This is a genomic window from Streptomyces sp. WMMC940 (genome assembly GCF_027460265.1).
Taxonomy (GTDB): domain Bacteria; phylum Actinomycetota; class Actinomycetes; order Streptomycetales; family Streptomycetaceae; genus Streptomyces.
Genome location: NZ_JAPZBC010000001.1, coordinates 1,390,942 through 1,411,130 on the forward strand (window position 1 = coordinate 1,390,942; position 20,189 = coordinate 1,411,130).

11 protein-coding genes are annotated in these 20,189 nt (G+C 70.6%); 7 read left to right on the forward strand and 4 right to left on the reverse strand.

The genetic code is table 11. From position 1 onward, the window contains the following. Positions 1-302 precede the first annotated feature (302 nt). Both O7595_RS06230 and xylA read right to left on the reverse strand, forming a co-directional pair. Positions 303-1,601: an ROK family transcriptional regulator gene (locus tag O7595_RS06230; RefSeq protein WP_269727723.1), complete on the reverse strand. Its 1,299-nt coding sequence runs from the start codon at positions 1,599-1,601 to the stop codon at positions 303-305. Between the two features lie 87 nt (positions 1,602-1,688). Further along, positions 1,689-2,858, reverse strand: coding sequence for a xylose isomerase (xylA, locus tag O7595_RS06235; RefSeq protein WP_269727724.1), 1,170 nt, complete (start codon positions 2,856-2,858; stop codon positions 1,689-1,691). Positions 2,859-3,053: 195 nt separating this feature from the next. On the opposite strand from xylA, the gene O7595_RS06240 reads away from it, so the two are divergent. The 7 genes from O7595_RS06240 to O7595_RS06270 all read left to right on the forward strand — a co-directional run bounded on the left by O7595_RS06240 (position 3,054) and on the right by O7595_RS06270 (position 17,277). Next, the gene (locus O7595_RS06240) at positions 3,054-4,577 is read left to right on the forward strand and encodes an FGGY family carbohydrate kinase (protein WP_269727725.1); all 1,524 of its coding nucleotides are present in this window, start codon (positions 3,054-3,056) and stop codon (positions 4,575-4,577) included. Positions 4,578-4,926: 349 nt separating this feature from the next. Next, entirely contained in the window at positions 4,927-6,657 is a 1,731-nt protein-coding gene (locus tag O7595_RS06245) for a right-handed parallel beta-helix repeat-containing protein (protein WP_269727726.1), read from the forward strand. Positions 6,658-7,382: 725 nt separating this feature from the next. Next, the gene (locus O7595_RS06250; protein ID WP_269727727.1) at positions 7,383-9,122 is read left to right on the forward strand and encodes a right-handed parallel beta-helix repeat-containing protein; all 1,740 of its coding nucleotides are present in this window, start codon (positions 7,383-7,385) and stop codon (positions 9,120-9,122) included. Between the two features lie 1,460 nt (positions 9,123-10,582). Further along, positions 10,583-12,244 carry a right-handed parallel beta-helix repeat-containing protein gene (locus O7595_RS06255; RefSeq protein ID WP_269727728.1) on the forward strand — a complete coding sequence of 554 codons (1,662 nt, stop codon included), beginning with the start codon at positions 10,583-10,585 and terminating at the stop codon, positions 12,242-12,244. 608 nt (positions 12,245-12,852) lie between these two features. Continuing rightward, complete coding sequence (locus O7595_RS06260) at positions 12,853-14,571, forward strand: right-handed parallel beta-helix repeat-containing protein (RefSeq protein WP_269727729.1); 1,719 nt, start codon at positions 12,853-12,855, stop codon at positions 14,569-14,571. A gap of 391 nt (positions 14,572-14,962) precedes the next feature. Beyond that, the gene (locus O7595_RS06265) at positions 14,963-15,607 is read left to right on the forward strand and encodes a TetR/AcrR family transcriptional regulator (RefSeq protein WP_269727730.1); all 645 of its coding nucleotides are present in this window, start codon (positions 14,963-14,965) and stop codon (positions 15,605-15,607) included. Next, on the forward strand, positions 15,604-17,277 hold the full coding sequence (locus tag O7595_RS06270) for an acyl-CoA dehydrogenase family protein (RefSeq protein WP_269727731.1): 1,674 nt from the start codon (positions 15,604-15,606) through the stop codon (positions 17,275-17,277). The genes O7595_RS06265 and O7595_RS06270 overlap by 4 nt, the downstream gene beginning before the upstream one ends. Positions 17,278-17,448: 171 nt before the next feature. Here the strand turns inward: O7595_RS06270 and O7595_RS06275 are convergent, their stop codons facing one another. Both O7595_RS06275 and O7595_RS06280 read right to left on the reverse strand, forming a co-directional pair. Beyond that, positions 17,449-18,681: an FAD-dependent oxidoreductase gene (locus O7595_RS06275; RefSeq protein ID WP_269727732.1), complete on the reverse strand. Its 1,233-nt coding sequence runs from the start codon at positions 18,679-18,681 to the stop codon at positions 17,449-17,451. A gap of 128 nt (positions 18,682-18,809) precedes the next feature. After that, positions 18,810-20,030, reverse strand: a complete 1,221-nt coding sequence (locus tag O7595_RS06280) for an IS110 family transposase (protein ID WP_269727733.1) — start codon at positions 20,028-20,030, stop codon at positions 18,810-18,812. Between the last annotated feature and the right edge of the window lie 159 nt (positions 20,031-20,189).

Below are 20,189 nucleotides of genomic sequence, written 5' to 3' on the forward strand. Positions count from 1 at the left end.
CGCACCCGCGGGAGTCGCGCGCGTCGTGCCACCCGGCCGGACGGCGTGGTCGCAGCTGCACGCGTCGTGCCGCCCGGCCGCCGCACCGGGTTCTCGGTGCCGGACCGGCCGGGCGCGGCCGGGCCGGACCGACGCGCGGGAGGCGGGACGGGCCGCACCGCCGGGGCGCGCGGACACCGGCGGGCCGCCTCGGTCGCCCTCGCGGGATCCGCTGTCGCGTACGTTTGAACGCCACCCCGGGATCGCCGTTCGCGGGGGCCTCGCGACCGTCCACGGCGACGGCGCTCCACCGGTCGTCGGCATCAGCCCGGCTGGCCCGGCACCGCCGCCCCGGCCGCAGGCGGCAGCAGCCGGGCCGGGTCGGCGAAGACCTCCTCCACGATGACGCCCGCGGCGCCCCGCACCGCGGCGGTGAAGCCCAGGGCGGATCCGGTGACCCGAGCGACCGCGGGGTCGCCGGCCACGGCCCGTTCCCGCAGCTCCCGCATCGCGGCGGGCAACAGGTACGGGGCGACCGTCGCGAAGTAGCCGCCGAGCACGATCACCTCGGGGTTGAGCAGATTGACCGGGATGGCCAGGCCGATGCCGAGCCAGCGGCCGATCTCGTCCAGCCCGCCCAGCGCCCGCGGGTCCCCTTCGGTGGCCCGCCGCAGCAACTCCGCCGCGATTTCCCGGGGATCGAGGGCGACCGCGCCCGAAGGTCCGTCCGCCGCCAGATCCGGCGCGGCGGTGCGGATCGCGGCGGTGAGCCCGATCTTGGTCTCCAGACAGCCGGTTCGCCCGCAGGCACACCTCTCCCCCGCCGGGTCCACCTGAAGGTGGCCCAGCTCGCCGCTGAAGCCGCCCGCACCACGCAGCAGCCCGCCGTCCGCGACGATGCCGGCGCCGATGCCCGCCTCGCCGGTGACGTACACCAGATCGGCGGCCCGGGAGCCGGCGTGGTCGCGTTCGGCCAGAGCCGCCAGATTGGCCTCGTTGTCGACGACGACGGGCACCTCGGCCGGCAGTCCGAGGAGTTCGCGCAGCAGCCGGTTGACGGGAACGTCCCGCCAGCCGAGGTTCGGGGCGGCCCGCACCGAACCGTCGGCGGCGTCCACCGGACCGGGCACGGCGACGCCGATGCCCGCCGTGTGCGCTCCCGCGGCCCTCGCCTCGTCGAGCAGTTCGGCCGCGATCTCCGCGAGCGCGCGGATCGTGTGCTCGGCGCCCTCGCGGGTGGCGTCGTGGACGAGGCGCCGCTCGTGCCGGGTGCCACCGGAGAGATCCGTCGACCAGGCCGCGAGATAGCGGGAGTTGACCTCCAGCCCCAGCGCGGCGACCGCCCGGCCGTCGATCTCCAGACGGCGCCCGGGACGCCCGACGCTCCCGTCCTGCTGGAAGTCCGTCTCCCGGAGCAGCCCGCGCTCGATCAGCTCCGCCACGAGGCTGGACACCGTGGCCCGTGTCAGCCCGGTGTGCCGGGCCACGGTCGCCCGGGACAGCGGACCGGCCGAGCGCACCTCGCCGAGGACGCGGACGAGGTTGGCCCGGCGGACCGCCACCTGGTCGGCCGGTGCCCGGCCCGGGCCGCGGGCTGCCGCTCCCGCGGCGCTCTGTGACACGTTCGCACTCCCCATCCGCCCCGGCCATGTGGTGCCGGCCGGGGACTTCAGTCTCGTCAATGGGCGACAGGGAAAATCGTCCCTCCGTCAGCGCACGCCGAGCAGGTGCTCCATCGCCAGCTGGTCGAGACGCTCGAAGGCCATGGACCGCTCGGCCGCCGCCCGCACGTCGAACTGCTCGTAGGCTGAGGCGTCGGCGAGCAGACCCCGGAGACCGTCGGCGGCGGTGGGCCGGGCGAGTTCGTCGAGCCGGGACGCGGCCAGCGCCTCCCCGACCTCGGGATCGACGCGGAAGGCGGCGGCGCGCTCCTTGAGGATCAGGTAGTTCCGCATGCAGTTCCTCGCCGACTCCCACACCCCGTCGAAGCCGTCGGTGCGCACCGGCTTGAAGTCGAAGTGGCGCGGGCCTTCGTAACCGGCCGTCTCCAGGAGGTCGACGAGCCAGAACGCCTGGCGCAGATCACCGGCGCCGAAGCGGAGGTCCTGGTCGTACTTGATTCCGGACTGGCCGTTCAGATCGATGTGGAAGAGCTTGCCCGCCCACAGCGCCTGGGCGATGCCGTGCGGGAAGTTGAGCCCTGCCATCTGCTCGTGGCCGGTCTCCGGGTTGACACCGACCAGTTCGGGGCGTTCGAGACGCTCGATGAAGGCGAGGGCGTGGCCGATGGTGGGCAGCAGGATGTCGCCGCGCGGCTCGTTGGGCTTCGGCTCGATGGCGAAGCGCAGGTCGTAGCCCTGCTCGGTGACGTACTCGCCGAGCAGGTCGAACGCCTCCTTCATCCGGTCCAGGGCGACGCGCACGTCCTTCGCCGCGCCGGACTCGGCGCCTTCCCGGCCGCCCCAGGCGACATAGGTGGTGGCGCCCAGCTCGGCGGCGAGGTCGATGTTGCGGATCGACTTGCGGAGTGCGAAGCGCCGGACGTCGCGGTCGTTGGCGGTGAAGGCGCCGTCCTTGAACACCGGATGCGTGAAGAGATTGGTGGTCGCCATGGGCACGGCGAGGCCCGTGCGCTCCAGGGCGGAGCGGAAGCGCTTGACGGCGGCCTCGCGCTCGGTGTCACCGGCGCCGAAGGGGATGAGGTCGTCGTCGTGGAAGGTCACGCCGTAAGCGCCCAGCGCCGCCAGCCGCTCGACGGACTCGACCGGGTCGAGAGCCGGACGGGTCGCCTCGCCGAAGGGGTCCCGGCCCTGCCAGCCGACGGTCCACAGACCGAAGGTGAACCTGTCCTGCGCGGTGGGAGCGTACTTCTCCGACATGGTGTGCCCCTTGGGAGACGACTGTCCGGAATTTGTTTACCCTCTCATCAATACCTCAGAGCTCGTTCCCTGCCAAGCGTCGACCCGCGACCGGCAAACGTCGGAATTGCGTAGGTATGATGGGCTTGTGACCTCCGATGACCTCGACATATTTTGTTTGCACGACAGACAGAATTGGCCCCAGTGAGGTGCGCAGTGCCGTCATCGCCCGTCGTCATCGGCGTGGACAGTTCCACCCAGTCCACGAAGGCCGTCGTCATCGACGCCGACTCCGGCCGCCTGCTCGCCGTGGGGCGCTCGCCGCACACCGTCACGGGCGAGGGCGGGGCCCGGGAGACCGATCCCGAGGTGTGGTGGCGGGCCCTCCGGGAGGCCGTCGCCTCGGCCCTGCACACGTCCGGAGCCCCGGCATCCGCCGTCACGGCGATCGCGATCGCCGGACAGCAGCACGGACTCGTCACCCTGGACGCCGCGGGGCGCCCGCTGCGTCCGGCACTGCTCTGGAACGACACCCGGTCCGCCCCGCAGGCCGCCGCCCTCACCCGCACCCTCGGCGGCGCGGACGCCTGGGTGGCCCGCACGGGCTCGGCACCCGTCGCCTCCATGACGGCGACCAAGTGGCGGTGGCTCCGCGAGCACGAACCGCGGACCGCCGACGACGCCGCCGCCGTACGACTCCCCCACGACTTCCTCACCGAGCGACTCGCGGGCACCGCCGCGACCGACCCGGGCGACGCCTCCGGCACCTGCTGGTACTCCACCGCCACCGGCGCGTACGACCCCGAACTGCTCGGCCTCCTCGACCTCGATCCGGCGCTGCTGCCGACCGTCGCCGCGAGCGGCGCCGAGCGGATCGGATCCCTGACCCGCCCCGCGGCCGCGGCGCTCGGACTGCCGGAGGGCATCGCCGTCGCCGCGGGGACGGGCGACAACATGGCGGCGGCCGTCGGACTGGGCCTCGGCGGTGCGGGGCTGCTCGACCACCCGGTGGTCAGCCTCGGCACCTCGGGCACGGTCTTCGCGGCCACCCGCACCCGCCCCTCGTCGCCCGCCCTGGCCGGCTTCGCCACCACCGACGGCGGCCATCTGCCACTCGCCTGCACCCTCAACTGCACACTCGCGGTCGACAAGATCGCAGCCCTGCTGGGGCTCGACCGCGAGGACGCCGAACCGGGCGGCGAGGCGGTGCTGCTGCCGTACCTCGACGGTGAGCGCACCCCCGACCTTCCGCACGCCTCGGGACTGCTCACCGGACTGCGGCACACGACCACACCGCGTCAACTGCTGGGCGCGGCCTACGAGGGCGCGGTGTTCACCGTGCTGCGCGCCCTCGGCCAACTCCCCCTCGATGAATCCACCCCCGGCGACTGCGCCCCCGGCGACGGGGCGGCGAACGGCGGTCCGCGGGGCTCCGGCGCGCACGAGCGGCCCCTGAGGCTGATCGGGGGCGGCGCGCGGGGACGGTTCTGGGTCGACACCGTGCGCCGCCTGTCGGGCCGCGCCGTGCTGATCCCGGAGTCGGAGGAGCTCGTCGCGCTGGGAGCCGCCGCGCTCGCGGCGGGCGCGGCGTACGGGCGGGACCCGGTGGCCGTCGCGACGGGGTGGGGTACGGGACGCGGCCGTGAACTGCCCGCCCCGCCAAGGGACGAGGCCGCGTGGCGGCGGATCGAGGCCGTACTCGCGGCCGTCACGGCGCGGGCCGGGCGGGCGGGCGGCTGAAGGGCTCGGCGGTCGCGTCCCTGGCGCGCGCCCGCCCGTGGCACACCCGGCCGGAGGACGCCGGTCGAAAGCTGCCTGCCGCCCGAACGCCCGGTGCGGCCTGCCCGGTGACCGCTTCGGGCCACCCGAGGGGCCTTCGAGCGAGGCCGACACTCCCACCCGTACGCGCTTATCCGATTTGCCGCTTTCTCTATGGTGTTATATGTCCGCTTTCATCCCCATGGTTGGGCGTGGGATGACGGACCATCACTGAAGAAGGAGAGCCTGGCGGATGTTCGGATCCCGGGGTACGGATGCCTCCGATCGCACACGATCGGCAACACTGAGCCGGCACTGGAAGACAGCGGTAGTGGCGGCCGCAGGCTTCGCCACCATCGCCGGCACGACGGCCCTGGTCGCCGTCACCGACGACGACAAGGCGGGAGCGAAGACCGCCTCCGCGGCGGCCGACCAGGCCAAGGGCACGACCCAGCCCGCACCCGCCAAAGCCGGCACCACCCGCGGCGGAAACGCCGAGGACACCGAGGACGACAAGGACGCCGACTACTGGGCCGAACACGCCGGAAACCCCGGCTGGAACAGCAGTGACAACGCCGAGGACCACTCCGGCGAACCCGAGGGAAAGGCCGGCCCGGCCGCCGCGGACTCCGGCGACCACGACGGCAGCATGAACCAAGACCGCTCCGGCGACCACACCGAGAAGGAGGACCCAGGCGCCGCGGACACGCAGAAGCGCGCCGGTGGCCCAGGCGGCTCCGACGGACAGAACGGCCCCGAGGGACACAACAGCCGCGACCGTGACCGCGACGGGCAAGACGGCCACGGCAAGCAGACCGGCCGCCACGGCGACCGCGACGGCGGCCATGACGGGCGAGGCAGCCACGGGGAGGAAGCCGGCCGCCAGGGGCAGGACGGTCACCGGGAGTCCCACGGGGCCGGGGGCAAGGCGAGGTCCGTCGACTGCGACCCCAACGACCTGATCTCGGCCATCACCCAGGCCAACAGCGACGGCGGAGGAACCCTCTCCCTCGCGGAGAAGTGCACCTACACCCTCACCGCCAACCAGGACGGCAACGGCCTCCCCGAGATCGTCCAGCCCATCACCATCCACGGCAACGGCGCCACCATCGCCCGCGCCGCCAACGCCGACCAGTTCCGCTTCTTCGAAGTCGGCACCGGCGGCGACCTCAAACTCCGCCACCTCACCCTCACCCGCGGCAAGGCCGCCGCCGACGAGGCCGGCGGCGCCATCAACGTCAACGCCGCCGGCCGCCTCACCCTCGACCACACCACCCTCCACAACAACACCGTCGACGACACGAGCACCGACAACGCCGGCGCCATCTACAACGAAGGCATCGTCAAGATCAGCAACAGCACCCTCAGCGGCAACTCCGGTGACGACGGCGGCGCGATCTACAGCTACTACGCCAAGCTCGAGGTCGAAACCTCCAAGTTCACCAACAACAAGGCCTACGCCGGCGGCGGCGGCATCACCAACGAGTACGGCACCAGCACGATCCGCAAGAGCCTGTTCAGCTACAACTACGCCGGGGACTACGGCGGCGCCATCTACAACTACGACGGCCTCACGGACATCGAGAAGAGCACCTTCAAGTACAACAACAGCGCCGAATACGCCGGCGCCGTCTACCACGACGACGGCTCACTCCACGTCCGCAAGAGCACCTTCGCCTACAACACCGGCTACTACGGCGGCGCCCTCTACCTCGACGACGACCAGGCAGTCATCGAGGACAGCAAGATCTACGGCAACACGTCCCTCGACGAAGACGGCGGCGGCATCCACAACGACGACGCCGAGACCCACATCCGCCGCACCGTGATCAGCGGCAACCAGGCCCCCGGCGACGGCTTCGCCGGCGGCGGCATCCACATCGACATCAGCGACGAGGTCACCCTCACCGACGTCAAGGTCACCGACAACACCTCCGACGAGGAGGCCGGCGGGGTGCACAACGACGGCACCGTCACCACCTACGGCAAGATCAAGATCATCGACAACGTCCCCACCAACTGCGAAGGCAGCGCCAACCCCGTCCCCAACTGCTTCGGCTGACACCCCACCGAACACACACCGGACGAGCCATCGCCATCCACAACACACAGCAAACCCACCCCGCCCCCGGCACCCCACCGGGGGCGGGGTGGGTTATGACAGCAGACGCCGACCACCCCCGAGGGCGCACACGCGGCAAGCGTCACTCACTTCCGCACTTGCGTGCGCCTGAGTTCTGATCCGGCACCGATCTTCATGGCTCGTGCGGTACGACCCCTTCCAGTCGAACACGCCAACCAGAAGTTTGACACCGAGCCGCGACCGTCTACCGGCGTCACGATGGGCGCCGAACGCGCTCTGGGATCACACCGAGGGCGACACCGGAGTGGTGCGTGCCACCTGCCGAGGCGGCGGCCTTTCACGCGAGCGGCGCACACTACGGGCCAGCGCCGTACCCGCCGAGCGGGCAGCGGACGACACAACGGCCCAAGAGCCAAACCATCACCGCAAGAGGCGCTGCAGCAGCGAGCACTGATGTGACATCGCGCGTTCGTCTCAGCGGTAAGGCACTTCCGAATGAGGTCGACACTCCCACCCGTACGCGCTTATCCGATTTGCCGCTTTCTCTATGGTGTTATATGTCCGCTTTCATCCCCATGGTTGGGCGTGAGATGACGGACCATCACTGAAGAAGGAGAGCCTGGCGGATGTTCGGATCCCGGGGTACGGATGCCTCCGATCGCACACGATCGGCAACACTGAGCCGGCACTGGAAGACAGCGGTAGTGGCGGCCGCAGGCTTCGCCACCATCGCCGGCACGACGGCCCTGGTCGCCGTCACCGACGACGACAAGGCGGGAGCGAAGACCGCCTCCGCGGCGGCCGACCAGGCCAAGGGCAAGGCCCAGCCCGCACCCGCCAAAGCCGGCACCACCCGCGGCGGAAGCGCCGAGGACACCGAGGACGACAAGGACGCCGACTACTGGGCCGAACACGCCGGAAACCCCGGCTGGAACGACAGCGACAGCACCGAAGACAAGGGCGGCGACCACGACCGGAGCGGCGCCGACGAAGGCAACGACGAGAGCGACGCGGACAAGGACCCCGACGGGAGCGGCGCCGACCGGAACCACCCCGGCGAACCCGAGGGAAACCCCGGCCCGCCCGCCGCGGACATCCAGAAGCGCGCCGGAAACCCAGGCGGCCCCGAGGGACAGAACGGCCCCGAGGGACACAGCAGCCACGACCGCGGCCATGACGGGCAAGGCAACCACCGCGAGGAGAACGGCCGTGGCGGCGACCGCGATGGACAGCATGGCCACCGGCAAGGAGCCGGCCGTCAGGGGCAGGACAGCCGCAACAGCTCCCACGAGGCCGGGAACAAGGCAAGGTCCGTCGACTGCGACCCCAACGACCTGATCTCGGCGATCATCGATGCCAACAGCGACGGCGGAGGAACCCTCTCCCTCGCGGAGAAGTGCACCTACACCCTCACCGCCAACCAGGACGGCAACGGCCTCCCCGAGATCGTCCAACCCATCACCATCCACGGCAACGGCGCCACCATCGCCCGCGCCGCCAACGCCGACCAGTTCCGCTTCTTCGAAGTCGGCACCGGCGGCGACCTCAAACTCCGCCACCTCACCCTCACCCGCGGCAAATCCTCCGCCGACTTCGAGGAGGGCGGCGCGATCAACGTCGTGGCCGGTGGCCGCCTCGACCTCGACCACACCACCCTGCACAAGAACAGCACCGACGACATCGAAGGCGACCAGGGCGGCGCCATCTACAACGAAGGCATCACCACCATCCGCAACAGCACCATCAGCAAGAACTCCGGCTACGACGGCGGCGCCATCGCCAACGAGTACGGCAAGCTGGAGATCGAAACCTCCAAGTTCACCGGCAACGTCTCAGGGGACTACGCCGGCGCCATCCTCAACGAGTACGGCACGACCACGATCCGCAAGAGCCTCTTCGACTACAACTACGCCGAGGACGGCGGCGCGGTCTACTCGTACGACGGTCTCACGGAGATCGAGAAGAGCGTCTTCAAGTACAACGTCGCCGAGTACGGTGGTGCCATCTACCACAGTGCGGACTCGTTCCATCTCCGCGAGAGCACACTCGCCTACAACACCGCCTACTACTACGGTGGCGGCCTCGCCCTCGACGACCCCGCGACGATCGAGAACAGCAAGATCTACGGCAACACCGCCACCACCCAGCAAGGCGGCGGCATCTACACCGACCTGAGCACCGACGAAAGGGTGGCCGTCCGCCGCACCGTGATCAGCGGCAACCAGGCACCCGGCAACGGGCAGACAGGCGGCGGCATCTACATCAGCACCGGCGACCAGGTCACCCTCACCGACGTCAAGGTCACCGACAACACCTCCGACGAACCCGCCGGAGGCATCCACAACGACGGCACCGTCACCACCTACGGCAAGATCAAGATCATCGACAACGTCCCCACCAACTGCACAGGCAGCACCAACCCCGTCCCCAACTGCTTCGGCTGACACTCCACCGAAGACACACCGGGCAAGCCCTCACCATCCACAACACACAGCAAACCCACCCCGCCCCCGGCACCCCACCGGGGGCGGGGACATGTCACGACGGCAGACGCCGAGCGTGGGATGCGGGTACGGCTCCAAGGGCCGCGATGCGCATGGAGCGCGCTGCACACGGCTGCCTCCGGCGTCCACGCGAGTCGCGGGGCACGACCGACTCCACCGGCCACTCTCGGTCAACACGAACGTGGAGCGCCTGCCGATAAGGGGGTTGCCGCAGCCCTCGCCCGCCGATCACGCTGGTCACAGCGGAGACGGTCGGCGATCCCACCCTCCGGGGCGGGCTGCGGCAGCCCGCTCTCGCAGTCGGCCCCCAGAGGCCTCGCCGTCCCGGTCGGCGTCGCCCACCGTTCGACCCATGGACCGCCGCCCCGGTCCCCGGGGCCGGCGACGTCGCGGACGGAGCCTGCCGACCGGCCCGCTGCCCCACCGCCCCGCTGCCCCACCGCCCCGCCGGCGAACCGGCTTCCGAGACAGCCGGCACGGCGGCGGTCGCCGTACCACCCGCCACGAACCCGGCGGGCGGCCGGCGCCGCCGACCCCCAGCGACGACTCAGCACCAAGGCTCTCCTCGCGCGCTGCGACGCATCCGGCCCCTGCGACTGCGACATCCGGCTCCCCGTTCCGTGTGAGAGGAACTGGGCGTGAGAGGGACTTCCGCAGGACAGGCCACAACGCCCCTTGTGCCGCGACGGCATCGCCGCACCGTCCGGCCGGAAGGGACATCAACACTCAACAGCACATCGCATAAGCAGAAAATGGGAGCGACCTGGCCGGATGGTCACCCCCGGGTCCGCCAGAGAGACGCAGAGACATCCCTGACCACACCAGGCCGGGAGAGGCTCCGACAGAAACAGCCTCGTCGCCCAAGCCCTGGAAACAGACTTCATGGAAAGCTGCACATCACATATTCCTCACGGAACTGAGGTGTGAATCCCCTCGGGCGGCACCCCTCGCGGATCCGGGGCCGGCTCGGGGCGCGAAAGCGTCGCGACCGCACGCTCGCCCGCTCGGTCAGGCCCGGGGTACGAAAGGGCATCCTCCCCGGCGAATGCCCCTCGCCACAGAGGCGCGCCCGCCCGGGACGAGCCGGCTCAACGCCCCAGGAGCAACCCCCGACCGGCAGCAGAAGCCGACAATTGACCGATTCCCACAATCACGGCCCCGAGAGCGAGACGGCGCAGTTGCCGAGGCCATTGCTCATGCGCCTCGACCGACACTCCCAGCTGTACTCGATTATCCGATTTGTGACTTTTCTCGTGCTTTGATATGCCCGCTTGCGCCCCAGGCGCTGCGGTGACGGTCCATCACAGAGAAGGAGAGCGTGTCGGATGTCTGGATCCCGGGGTACAGATGACGCTGATCGCGCATGGTCGGCAACACTGAGCCGGCACTGGAAGACGGCTGTGGTGGCGGCCGCAGGCTTCGCGACGGTCATCGGCACGACGACTCTCGTCGCCGTCACCGACGACGACCAGACGGCGGCGAACGCCTCCGCGGCGGCGGACCAGGCCAAGGGCAAGACCCAGCCCTCCCCCGCCAGGACCACTACCCGCGGCGGGAGCGCCAAGGACACCGAGGACGCCAAGGACGCGGACTACTGGGCGGACCGCGCCGGAAACCCCGGCTGGAGCGGCAGCGGCAGCAGCGGACCCCGCGCCGGCGACGGCCCGGCCCGGAGCCGATCCGGGGACCTTACGAACGACGAGGGCGCCACGGGCTCCGGCGGCCCCGAGAAGAAGGGCCCGGCTACGACGGACGCGCAGAAGCGCTCCGCCGGCCCGACCAAGTCCGACGGGCAGAACGGCCCTGAGGGACACAGCAGCCGTGACCGTGGTCGCGAAGGGCAAGGCGGCCACGGGGAAGAGAACGGTCGTCAGGGCCGGGACGGTCACCACGCCTCCGGCAATGCCCGAGGCAAGGCGAGATACGTCGACTGCGACCCCAACGACCTGATCTCGGCGATCATCGATGCCAACAGCGACGGCGGAGGAACCCTCTCCCTCGCGGAGAAGTGCACCTACACCCTCACCGCCAACCAGGACGGCAACGGCCTCCCCGAGATCGTCCAACCCATCACCATCCACGGCAACGGCGCCACCATCGCCCGCGCCGCCAACGCCGACCAGTTCCGCTTCTTCCAGGTGTCGGCCGGCGGCGACCTCAAACTCCGCCACCTCACCCTCACCCGCGGCAAAACCGCCGTCGACCAGAACGGCGGAGCGATCCTCGTCAACCCCGCCGGACGCCTCGACCTCGACCACACCACCCTCCACAACAACACCGTCAACGACACGGACTTCGATGACGGCGGCGCCATCGACAACCAAGGCATCACCACGATCCGCAACAGCACCTTCAGCAACAACTCCGCCGACGACGGCGGCGCCATCGACAACCGAAGCGGCAAGCTGGAGATCACGACTACCAAGTTCACCGGCAACACCGCCCTGGACGATGGCGGCGCCGTCGAAGAGCAGCAAGGAACGACCACCATCACCAAGAGCCTCTTCAGGCACAACTACGCCGGCGGCGACGGCGGCGCCCTCAGCGTAAGCAGCCTCGGCGGCCTGTTGAACATCGAGACGAGCACCATCACCCACAACACCGCGAACAACGACGGTGGCGGCATCGAGCACGCTGGTAGCGCACTCCATGTACGCAAGAGCACCATCGCCCACAACACAGCCGCCAATGTCGGGGGAGGCCTGGGCATCACGTCCACCTCGGTGATCGAGGACAGCAAGATCCACGACAACACCTCCGTCGACGGGAGCGGCGGCGGCATCCACATCGCCGCCGAAGGCCAGGAGGTGGCCGTCCGCCGCACCGTGATCAGCGGCAACCAGGCACCCGGCAACGGGCAGACAGGCGGCGGCATCTACATCAGCACCGGCGACCAGCTCACCCTCACCGACGTCAAGGTCACCGACAACACCTCCGACGAACCCGCCGGAGGCATCCACAACGACGGCACCGTCACCACCTACGGCAAGATCAAGATCATCGACAACGTCCCCACCAACTGCACAGGCAGCACCAACCCCGTCCCCAACTGCTTCGGCTGACACCCCACCGAAGACACACCGGGCAAGCCCTCACCATCCACAACACACAGCAAACCCACCCCGCCCCCGGCACCCCACCGGGGGCGGGGACGCGTCACGACGGCAGACGCCGAGTGAGGGATGCGGGACGGCACCAAGGACCGCGATACACACGGAGCGTCTCAGTGGCTGACTCCGGCACTCGGGCATGCCGAGTCCCACACGGGAAGGGCGTGGAGACGGAGCACACGTGAAGCCCGGCGCGTGCCGCGGCCGGAGGATCTCGCGAGTGACGGCACGATGGCATCGAGGGCGCCGTCACCGGGGACGAGGACAGTCCGTTCGTCGAGCGGAACGAAGTGTCAGCCGCCGACTCTCACCACCCCGAAAGGGAGTCCACGGCCGGGCCGATTGGCTGCACACCTGGACACGACACCCCCATCCGCACGAGATTATCCGATTTGCCATCTTTCTTATGGTGTTATATGTCCGCTTTCATTCCCATGGTTGGGCACGGCATGACGGACCATCACAAAGAAAGAAGGGCCTGGCGGATGTTCGGATCCCGGGGTACGGATGCCTCCGATCGCACACGATCGGCAACACTGAGCCGGCACTGGAAGACAGCCGTGGTGGCGGCCGCAGGCTTCGCGACCATCGCCGGCACGACGGCCCTGGTCGCCGTCACCGACGACGACAAGGCGGGAGCGAAGACCGCCTCCGCGGCGGCCAACCAGGCCAAGGGCACGACCCAGCCCGCACTCGCCAAAGCCGGCACCACCCGCGGCGGAAGCGCCGAGGACGGCAAGGACGCCGACTACTGGGCCGAACACGCCGGAAACCCCGGCTGGAACGACAGCGACAGCACCGAAGACGACTCCGCAGAGCACGACGGTGGCGACGCGGACAAGGACCCCGACGGGAGCGGCGCCGACCGGAACCACCCCGGCGAACCCGAGGGAAACCCCGGCCCGCCCGCCGCGGACATCCAGAAGCGCGCCGGAAACCCAGGCGGCCCCGAGGGACAGAACGGCCCCGAGGGACACAGCAGCCACGACCGCGGCCATGACGGGCGAGGCGACCACCGCGAAGGGGAGAGCGGCGACAACGGCCATGGCGGGCATGGCGGCCACCGCGAGGATGCCGGCCGCCAGGGAGAGAGCGGCGGCCGCGGGCCGGACGGTCACCGGGAGTCCCACGGGGCCGGGGGCAAGGCGACGTCCGTCGGCTGCGACCCCAACAACCTGATCTCGGCGATCACACAGGCGAACAGCGACGGCGGAGGAACCCTCTCCCTCGCGGAGAAGTGCACCTACACCCTCACCGCCAACCAGGACGGCAACGGCCTTCCCGAGATCGTCCAGCCCATCACCATCCACGGCAACGGCGCCACCATCGCCCGCGCCGCCAACGCCGCCCAGTTCCGCATCTTCGAAGTCGGCACCGGCGGCGACCTCAAACTCCGCCACCTCACCCTCACCCGCGGCAAAGCCGCCGCCGACGAGGACGGCGGCGCCATCAACGTCAACGCCGCCGGACGCCTCACCCTCGACCACACCACCCTCCACAACAACACCGTCGACGACACGGACAGCGACGACGCCGGCGCCATTCGCAACGAAGGCATCACCACCATCCGCAACAGCACCCTCAGCGGCAACTCCGGCTACTACGGCGGCGCGATCCACAACTACTACGGCAAGCTGGAGGTCGAAACCTCCAAGTTCACCAACAACAAGGCCTACTACGGCGGCGGCGGCATCATGAACGAGTACGGCACCAGCACCGTCCGCAAGAGCCTGTTCAGCTACAACTACGCGGTCCAGTACGGCGGCGGCATCTACCAATACGAAGGCCTCACGGACATCGAGAAGAGCGCCTTCAAGTACAACTACAGCGGCGAGTACGGCGGCGCCGTCTACCACGAGAACGACGCTCTCCAGGTGCGCAAGAGCACCTTCGCCTACAACACCGGCTACTACGGCGGCGCCCTCTATCTGGATGACGACCAGGCGGTCATCGAGGACAGCAAGATCTACGGCAACACGTCCCTCGAAGGCGACGGCGGTGGCATCTACAACGAAGGCGCCGAGACCCACATCCGCCGCACCGTGATCAGCGGCAACCAGGCCCCCGGTGACGGCTACACCGGCGGCGGACTCTACGTCAACAGCGGCGACGAGGTCACCCTCACCGACGTCAAGGTCACCGACAACACCTCCGACGAGGAGGCCGGCGGGGTGCACAACGACGGCACCGTCACCACCTACGGCAAGATCAAGATCATCGACAACGTCCCCACCAACTGCGAAGGCAGCGCCAACCCCGTCCCCAACTGCTTCGGCTGACACCCCCACCGAAGACACACCGGGCAAGCCATCGCCATCCACAACACACAGCAAACCCACCCCGCCCCCGGCACCCCACCGGGGGCGGGCGCACGTCACCACAGCAGACCCCGACCCGCGGCGCTCCGCTCCGGAGCACCGGTACGCCACCCCGTTCCTGTCCACGGTGGGCCGGCCTCCTCGACCGCGCACGGCCAACGGACCGGGACTGCGCCTGGTTCGCCCCTGCCTCAGACGGCCGCCGGCCGCCGGTCGCCGGGACGGTGGCCGTCAAGGGCCTCAGGGTCCCGCCGACCCGGACGGCACGGCCCGGCAGCCGACGGAGCGTGCCCCCCTCCGCCCCCGACCGGCAGGTCTGGCCCAAAGCTCTGAACGGTGGTTCACTGTTTCCATGCCGTACCGCAGGACGCCCGCCGTCGAGGACCGTCTGGCCGCCGCCAGGGAGCATCTGGTCGAGCAGGCCACGTCCGTGGTCGCCGAGGCCGGATGGGCGAACGCGTCCGTCACCGCGGTCGCCGCCGCCGCCGGTATGTCGGTCGGCTCCGTCTACCAGCACTTCCCGTCCAAGCAGGCACTGGCCGTCGAGGTGTTCCGCCGGGCCTCGGGCCACGAGGTCGACGTCCTCGGCGACGTGCTCCGGGAGGGCAGCGGCGACCCGGTGGAGCGGCTGGCCCTCGGTGTCAGCGTCTTCGCGCGCCGCGCCATGGAGCGGCGCGGACTGGCGCACGCGCTGCTCGCCGCACCGGCAGAGCCGGCCGTCGGCCAGGAGCGCCTGGAGTTCCGGCGCCGCTACCGCGCCGTGTTCGCCGAGGTCGTCCGGGAGGGCGTCGAGGCCGGGCTGCTCCCCCGCCAGGACCCGGAGATCACCGCGGCCGCCCTGACGGGCGCCATCGGCGAGGTGCTGGTGGACCCGCTCGCCGCCCCGGCGGAGGGTCCCGAGGCCGGCCGGCTGGTGGACGAACTGGTGGCGATGTCCCTGCGCTGCGCGGGCGCCCGGCCCGCGGCATGCCCCGACGACCCCGGAGGACCCCCATGACCGCGACCACGGACGCGTCCCCACTCAGCAACCCCACCGCCCGTACGCACGAGGTGACCAACCAGCCGCCGCCGCTCACCGGTCACGACGTCGCCGAGGACCCCGTACTTCTCGAGGGACTGCGGCGCGAGGGCGCCGGCTGGTACGCGGAGGACCTGCACCGCCTCGGAAGGCTCGCGGGATCGGAGCAGGTCCTGCGCTGGGCCGAGGAGGCCAACCGCCACGAGCCGGAGCTGCGCACGCACGACCGCTACGGCAACCGGATCGACGAGGTCGACTTCCATCCCTCGTACCACGCGCTGATGGACGTGGCGATCCGAGAGGGCCTGGGCGGGGCGCCGTGGGCGGACGACCGGCCGGGCGCGCACGTCGCCCGCGCCGCCGGCTTCATGGTGTGGAGCTCGGCCGAACAGGGCCACGGCTGCCCGGTGTCCATGACCTACGCCGTCGTGCCCGCTCTCCGGTCGGCGCCCGAACTCGCCGCCGTCTACGAGCCGTTGCTCACCAGCCGGGTGTACGACCCGGGCCTGCGGGCGCCGGGGGGCAAGCGGGGACTCCTCGCCGGTATGGGCATGACCGAGAAGCAGGGCGGCACGGACGTGCGCGCCAACACCACCGCGGCCACCGCACAGCCGGACGGCAGCTGGCGGCTGCGGGGGCACAAGTGGTTCACCAGCGCTCCGATGAACGACCTGTTCCTGGTGCTGGCGCAGGCACCGGGAGGGTTGTCCTGCTTCCTGGTGCCCCGGGTGCTGCCGGACGGCTCGCGCAACACCTTCCGCATCCAGCGGCTGAAGGACAAGCTCGGCAACCGCAGCAACGCCAGCAGCGAGCCGGAGTTCGACGACACCGTCGCCTGGCTTGTCGGCCGGGAGGGGCAGGGCGTACGGACGATCATCGACATGGTGACCATGACACGGCTCGACTGCATCCTGGGCTCGGCGTCGGGGACCCGCGCGGCGCTGGCACAGGCCGCGCACCACGTACGCCACCGGGCCGTGTTCGGCACCAAGCTGATCGACCAGCCGCTCATGCGGAACGTCATCGCCGACCTGGGGCTGGAGTCGGAGGCCGCGACGACGCTCGCGCTCCGGGTCGCGGGCGCGGCGGACCGGGCGCAGCGCGGCGACGCGCAGGAGCGGGCCTTCCTTCGGCTGGCCACGGCCGTCGGGAAGTACTGGGTCTGCAAGCGGCAGCCCGCGGCGGTCGCGGAGGCGCTGGAGTGCCTCGGCGGCAACGGCTATGACGAGGCGTCCGGGATGCCGCGGCTGTACCGCGAGGCTCCGCTGAACGGCATCTGGGAGGGCTCGGGCAACGTCAACGCCCTCGACGTGCTCCGTGCGCTCGCCCGCGAGCCGGAGTCCCTCGAGGCGTTCCGGGCGGAGGTCGAGGCGGCCGCGGGCGCGGACGCGCGACTGGACGAGGCGTGGCGGAAGCTGCGCGGCGAGCTTGTGCTCACCGCCGACGCGGAACTGCGCGCACGGCGGCTGGTCGAGCGCCTCGCCCTGGTACTGCAGGGCTCCCTCCTCGTCCGTCACGCACCGCCCGCCGTGGCCGACGCGTTCTGCGCCTCCCGCCTGGCGGGCGACACGGGCTTCGCCTTCGGCACCCTCTCGCCGGCCGCCGACCTCGCCACGATCCTCAGCCGGGTGCCGGGCGCGGCTCACTGAGGCACCGGCCCCTCCGCCCGGCCCGCTGCTCACCGCACGACGCCGCCGGGCGGAGCGGACCGGTGCCGGCACGACCGGCACGGCGGCGCGGCGGCGTCGGTCCGGCACGGAGGTACCGGCCCGGCAGCGGCGAGGCCCGGCACGGCAGCACGGCGCCGGCCCGCCCCGCCGTCACCGCACCGATTCCCTCGGTGGCCGTTCGCGCAGGGCGCCGTAGGCGAGGAAGTACGCAGGGAGCCGCTTGAACCGGCGGGAGGTGGTGATCAGCTCGGTGAGGCGCTTGGCCAGCCGGGGGTTGCCGAAGGCGGGCTCCCCGGCCAGCAGGGGCTCGATGACCCTGGCGTGGGCGAGGCGCTGGAGGGCCTGGGTCCCCGCGGTGGTGGGCCACCGGCGGCGCTGGACGCGGCGTACGTCCTCAAGACCCACCCGGCCCTCGCCGAGGGGTCCGACGAGATGGCGTGCGGCGGCCACCGCGTCCTCGACGGCGAGGTTGATGCCGATACCGAAGACCGGTGACATGGCATGGGCGGCGTCGCCGATGCACAGCAGCCCCGGACGGTGCCAGCGCCTCAACCGGTCGAGCCGTACGTCGAGCAGCTTCACGTCGTCCCACGAGGTGAGCGCGTGCGTCCGGTCCGAGAGCCAGGGAGCGGCGGAGGTGAATCGCGCCATGAACCGGTCCAGTCCCTCGGCGCGCCGCTGCGCGTCGGTGCCCTTCGGGATCAGCGCGGCGATCTGCCAGTAGTCACCGCGGTCGATGAGCGCGCTGAAGAACCGGTCGCCGACCCCGCCCACCAGCCCGCTCGGGTCGCCGTCGTGCCGGGGGAGCCTGAACCACCAGGCGTCCATCGGGCAGTTGAAGCTCTCCAGACCGAGCTCGGGCAGCGTCCTCGCGATCGAGCCGCGGCCGTCGCACGCGACGGTGAGCGTGGCCCGCAGTTCGCCTGTGCGGCCGTCGGAGGTGCGGTAGCGGACGCCGTTCACCCGCCCGCGTTCCATGAGGAAGGAGGTCGCCTCGGTGTTCATCCGGACGGAGAAGGAGGATTCCCGGCCCGCCTCGTCCACGAGGAGGTCGAGCAGGTCCCACTGGGGCACCATCGCGATGTAGTTGTACTTGCCCCGGAGAGCGCCGATGTCCCCGACGGTGATCAGCGAACGGTCCGGTCCGATGGGCAGCTGCACGGTCGTCACCCGGCGCTGCGGCAGCCGGGCGAACCGCTCGGCCAGCCCCAGATCGTCCAGCAGCGCCAGGGTGGAGGGGTGCACGGTGTCGCCGCGGAAGTCGCGCAGGAAATCGCCGTGCTTCTCCAGGACGGCGACGTCCACCCCGGCCCGGGCCAGTAGCAGGCCGAGAACCATGCCGGCGGGCCCTCCACCCACCACGCAGCACGTGGTCCGCTCCATGGGAACCGCTCCCTTCGGTGGAATCCCGGGGTCAGCAACAATTGGACATATACCCTCAAGCTGGACATTCGTGGCACGGACGGCCGTGCCGCTTCCCGGGAGGCAACATGAGTTTCCTGAGTCAACCTCTATGCCGCCATCCGCGTCTCCGCGGTCGTGTTGATCTTGCTGTTGGATTGGTGGATCACGGGGTCATAGCAGGTGCCGTCGCGCCAGCAGGCCCACATCACGCGGAGCCATGCTCGGGCCAGGATGCGGATCGCGTGGGGGTGTCGCTTCTTGCGCGCCCTGGCGTCGTTGTAGATCTTGGCGGCCCAGTCGCTGCCGTGGCGGCTGTTGTCGGCGAAGGTCGTCAGCGCGAGTCGAGCTCTTCGGTTGGTCGCGAAGCGGAAGGAGACCGTGCGGGCCTTGCCCGAGGCCCGGGTGACCGGGACGACGCCAGCTTCGGCGACGAGTTGTTCGCAGGTCTGGGCGCGTTCCAGGATCGGGCCGATCTCGCCGATGATCTGCCCGAGGCTGACCTTGCCGATGCGCGGCATGGTGGCGAAAAGCGGTGCGTAGGGATGGGTTGCGGCTGCTTCGGCGATGGACTTGTCCAAGACACGGATCGTCGCGCGTATGCCCTGCACCAGCTGCACCTGGACTCGGACGAGCTGTCCGGCGACCTGTTCGCTGAGGCGGGAGGCGGCCTTCGGGGCCAAGCGCAGGCGTTCGATCAGGACGCTGCCGGGCTTCTTCCCGGAGTATCCGTGGCGCTTGCACCAGGCTTCGAGGCGTCCGGCGGTGAGCCTGGCGGCGGAGGCCGGGGTGGGGTAGCGCTCCAGGAAGGCCATGGCGATGTCGCTGTCGAGTTCGTAGAAGACGGCCTTGCCCCCGGGCCAGTGCTCGTCCAGCAGGGCGGCGAGCTGGTTGACGGCGGCGACCTTGGCCTCGATGTGGTCGGCACGCTGCCGGGTGAGGGCCTGGAGGTCGAGGGTGGCCTGCTCGGTGGGTTCCAGTCTGGGCAGCATGTGCCCGTCGGTGCGCAGGTAGTCGGCGAGTTTCATGCTGTCGCCGGCGTCGGTCTTGGCCTTGGAGGCGCCCCAGCGTGCCCGCATGGCGTGGAAGGCGTTGGGGTGCACCGGCACGATGGGGTGTCCGGCGGCAAGGAGGCGGTCGACGGCCAGGCCGCGGGTGGTCTCGATCGCTACGGGCAGGTCTGCCGGAGCACCGTGTTTGCGCAGCCTCGCCAGAGTCTTGGTGAACCCCTCCTCGGTGTGGGCGAGTTCCCACCGGTCGATGCGTTTTCCGGCGTCGTCCATGACGGTCACGTCATGGGTCTCGGTCGCCCAGTCCCACCCGATGAACACGAAGGTCGTACTCCTGTGCCTGTGACGGAGCACCTGCCCGGTGATGAGGTCGTCTGCCGGGAGCTCATTAATCGGCCCTCTGCGGGGCGTGTCCCTGAAGCCGATCAGACGGCCTCGGCCCGGCGGGGCTGGCGTAACTCATGTTGGCCGTCGAGCAGC

Coding starts and splice junctions, on each gene's coding strand:
- O7595_RS06265 (WP_269727730.1), top strand. CDS start 14,963: ATGCCGTACCGCAGGACGCCCGCCGTCGAGGACCGTCTGGCCGCCGCC.
- xylA (WP_269727724.1), bottom strand. CDS start 2,858: ATGTCGGAGAAGTACGCTCCCACCGCGCAGGACAGGTTCACCTTCGGT.
- O7595_RS06275 (WP_269727732.1), bottom strand. CDS start 18,681: ATGGAGCGGACCACGTGCTGCGTGGTGGGTGGAGGGCCCGCCGGCATG.
- O7595_RS06270 (WP_269727731.1), top strand. CDS start 15,604: ATGACCGCGACCACGGACGCGTCCCCACTCAGCAACCCCACCGCCCGT.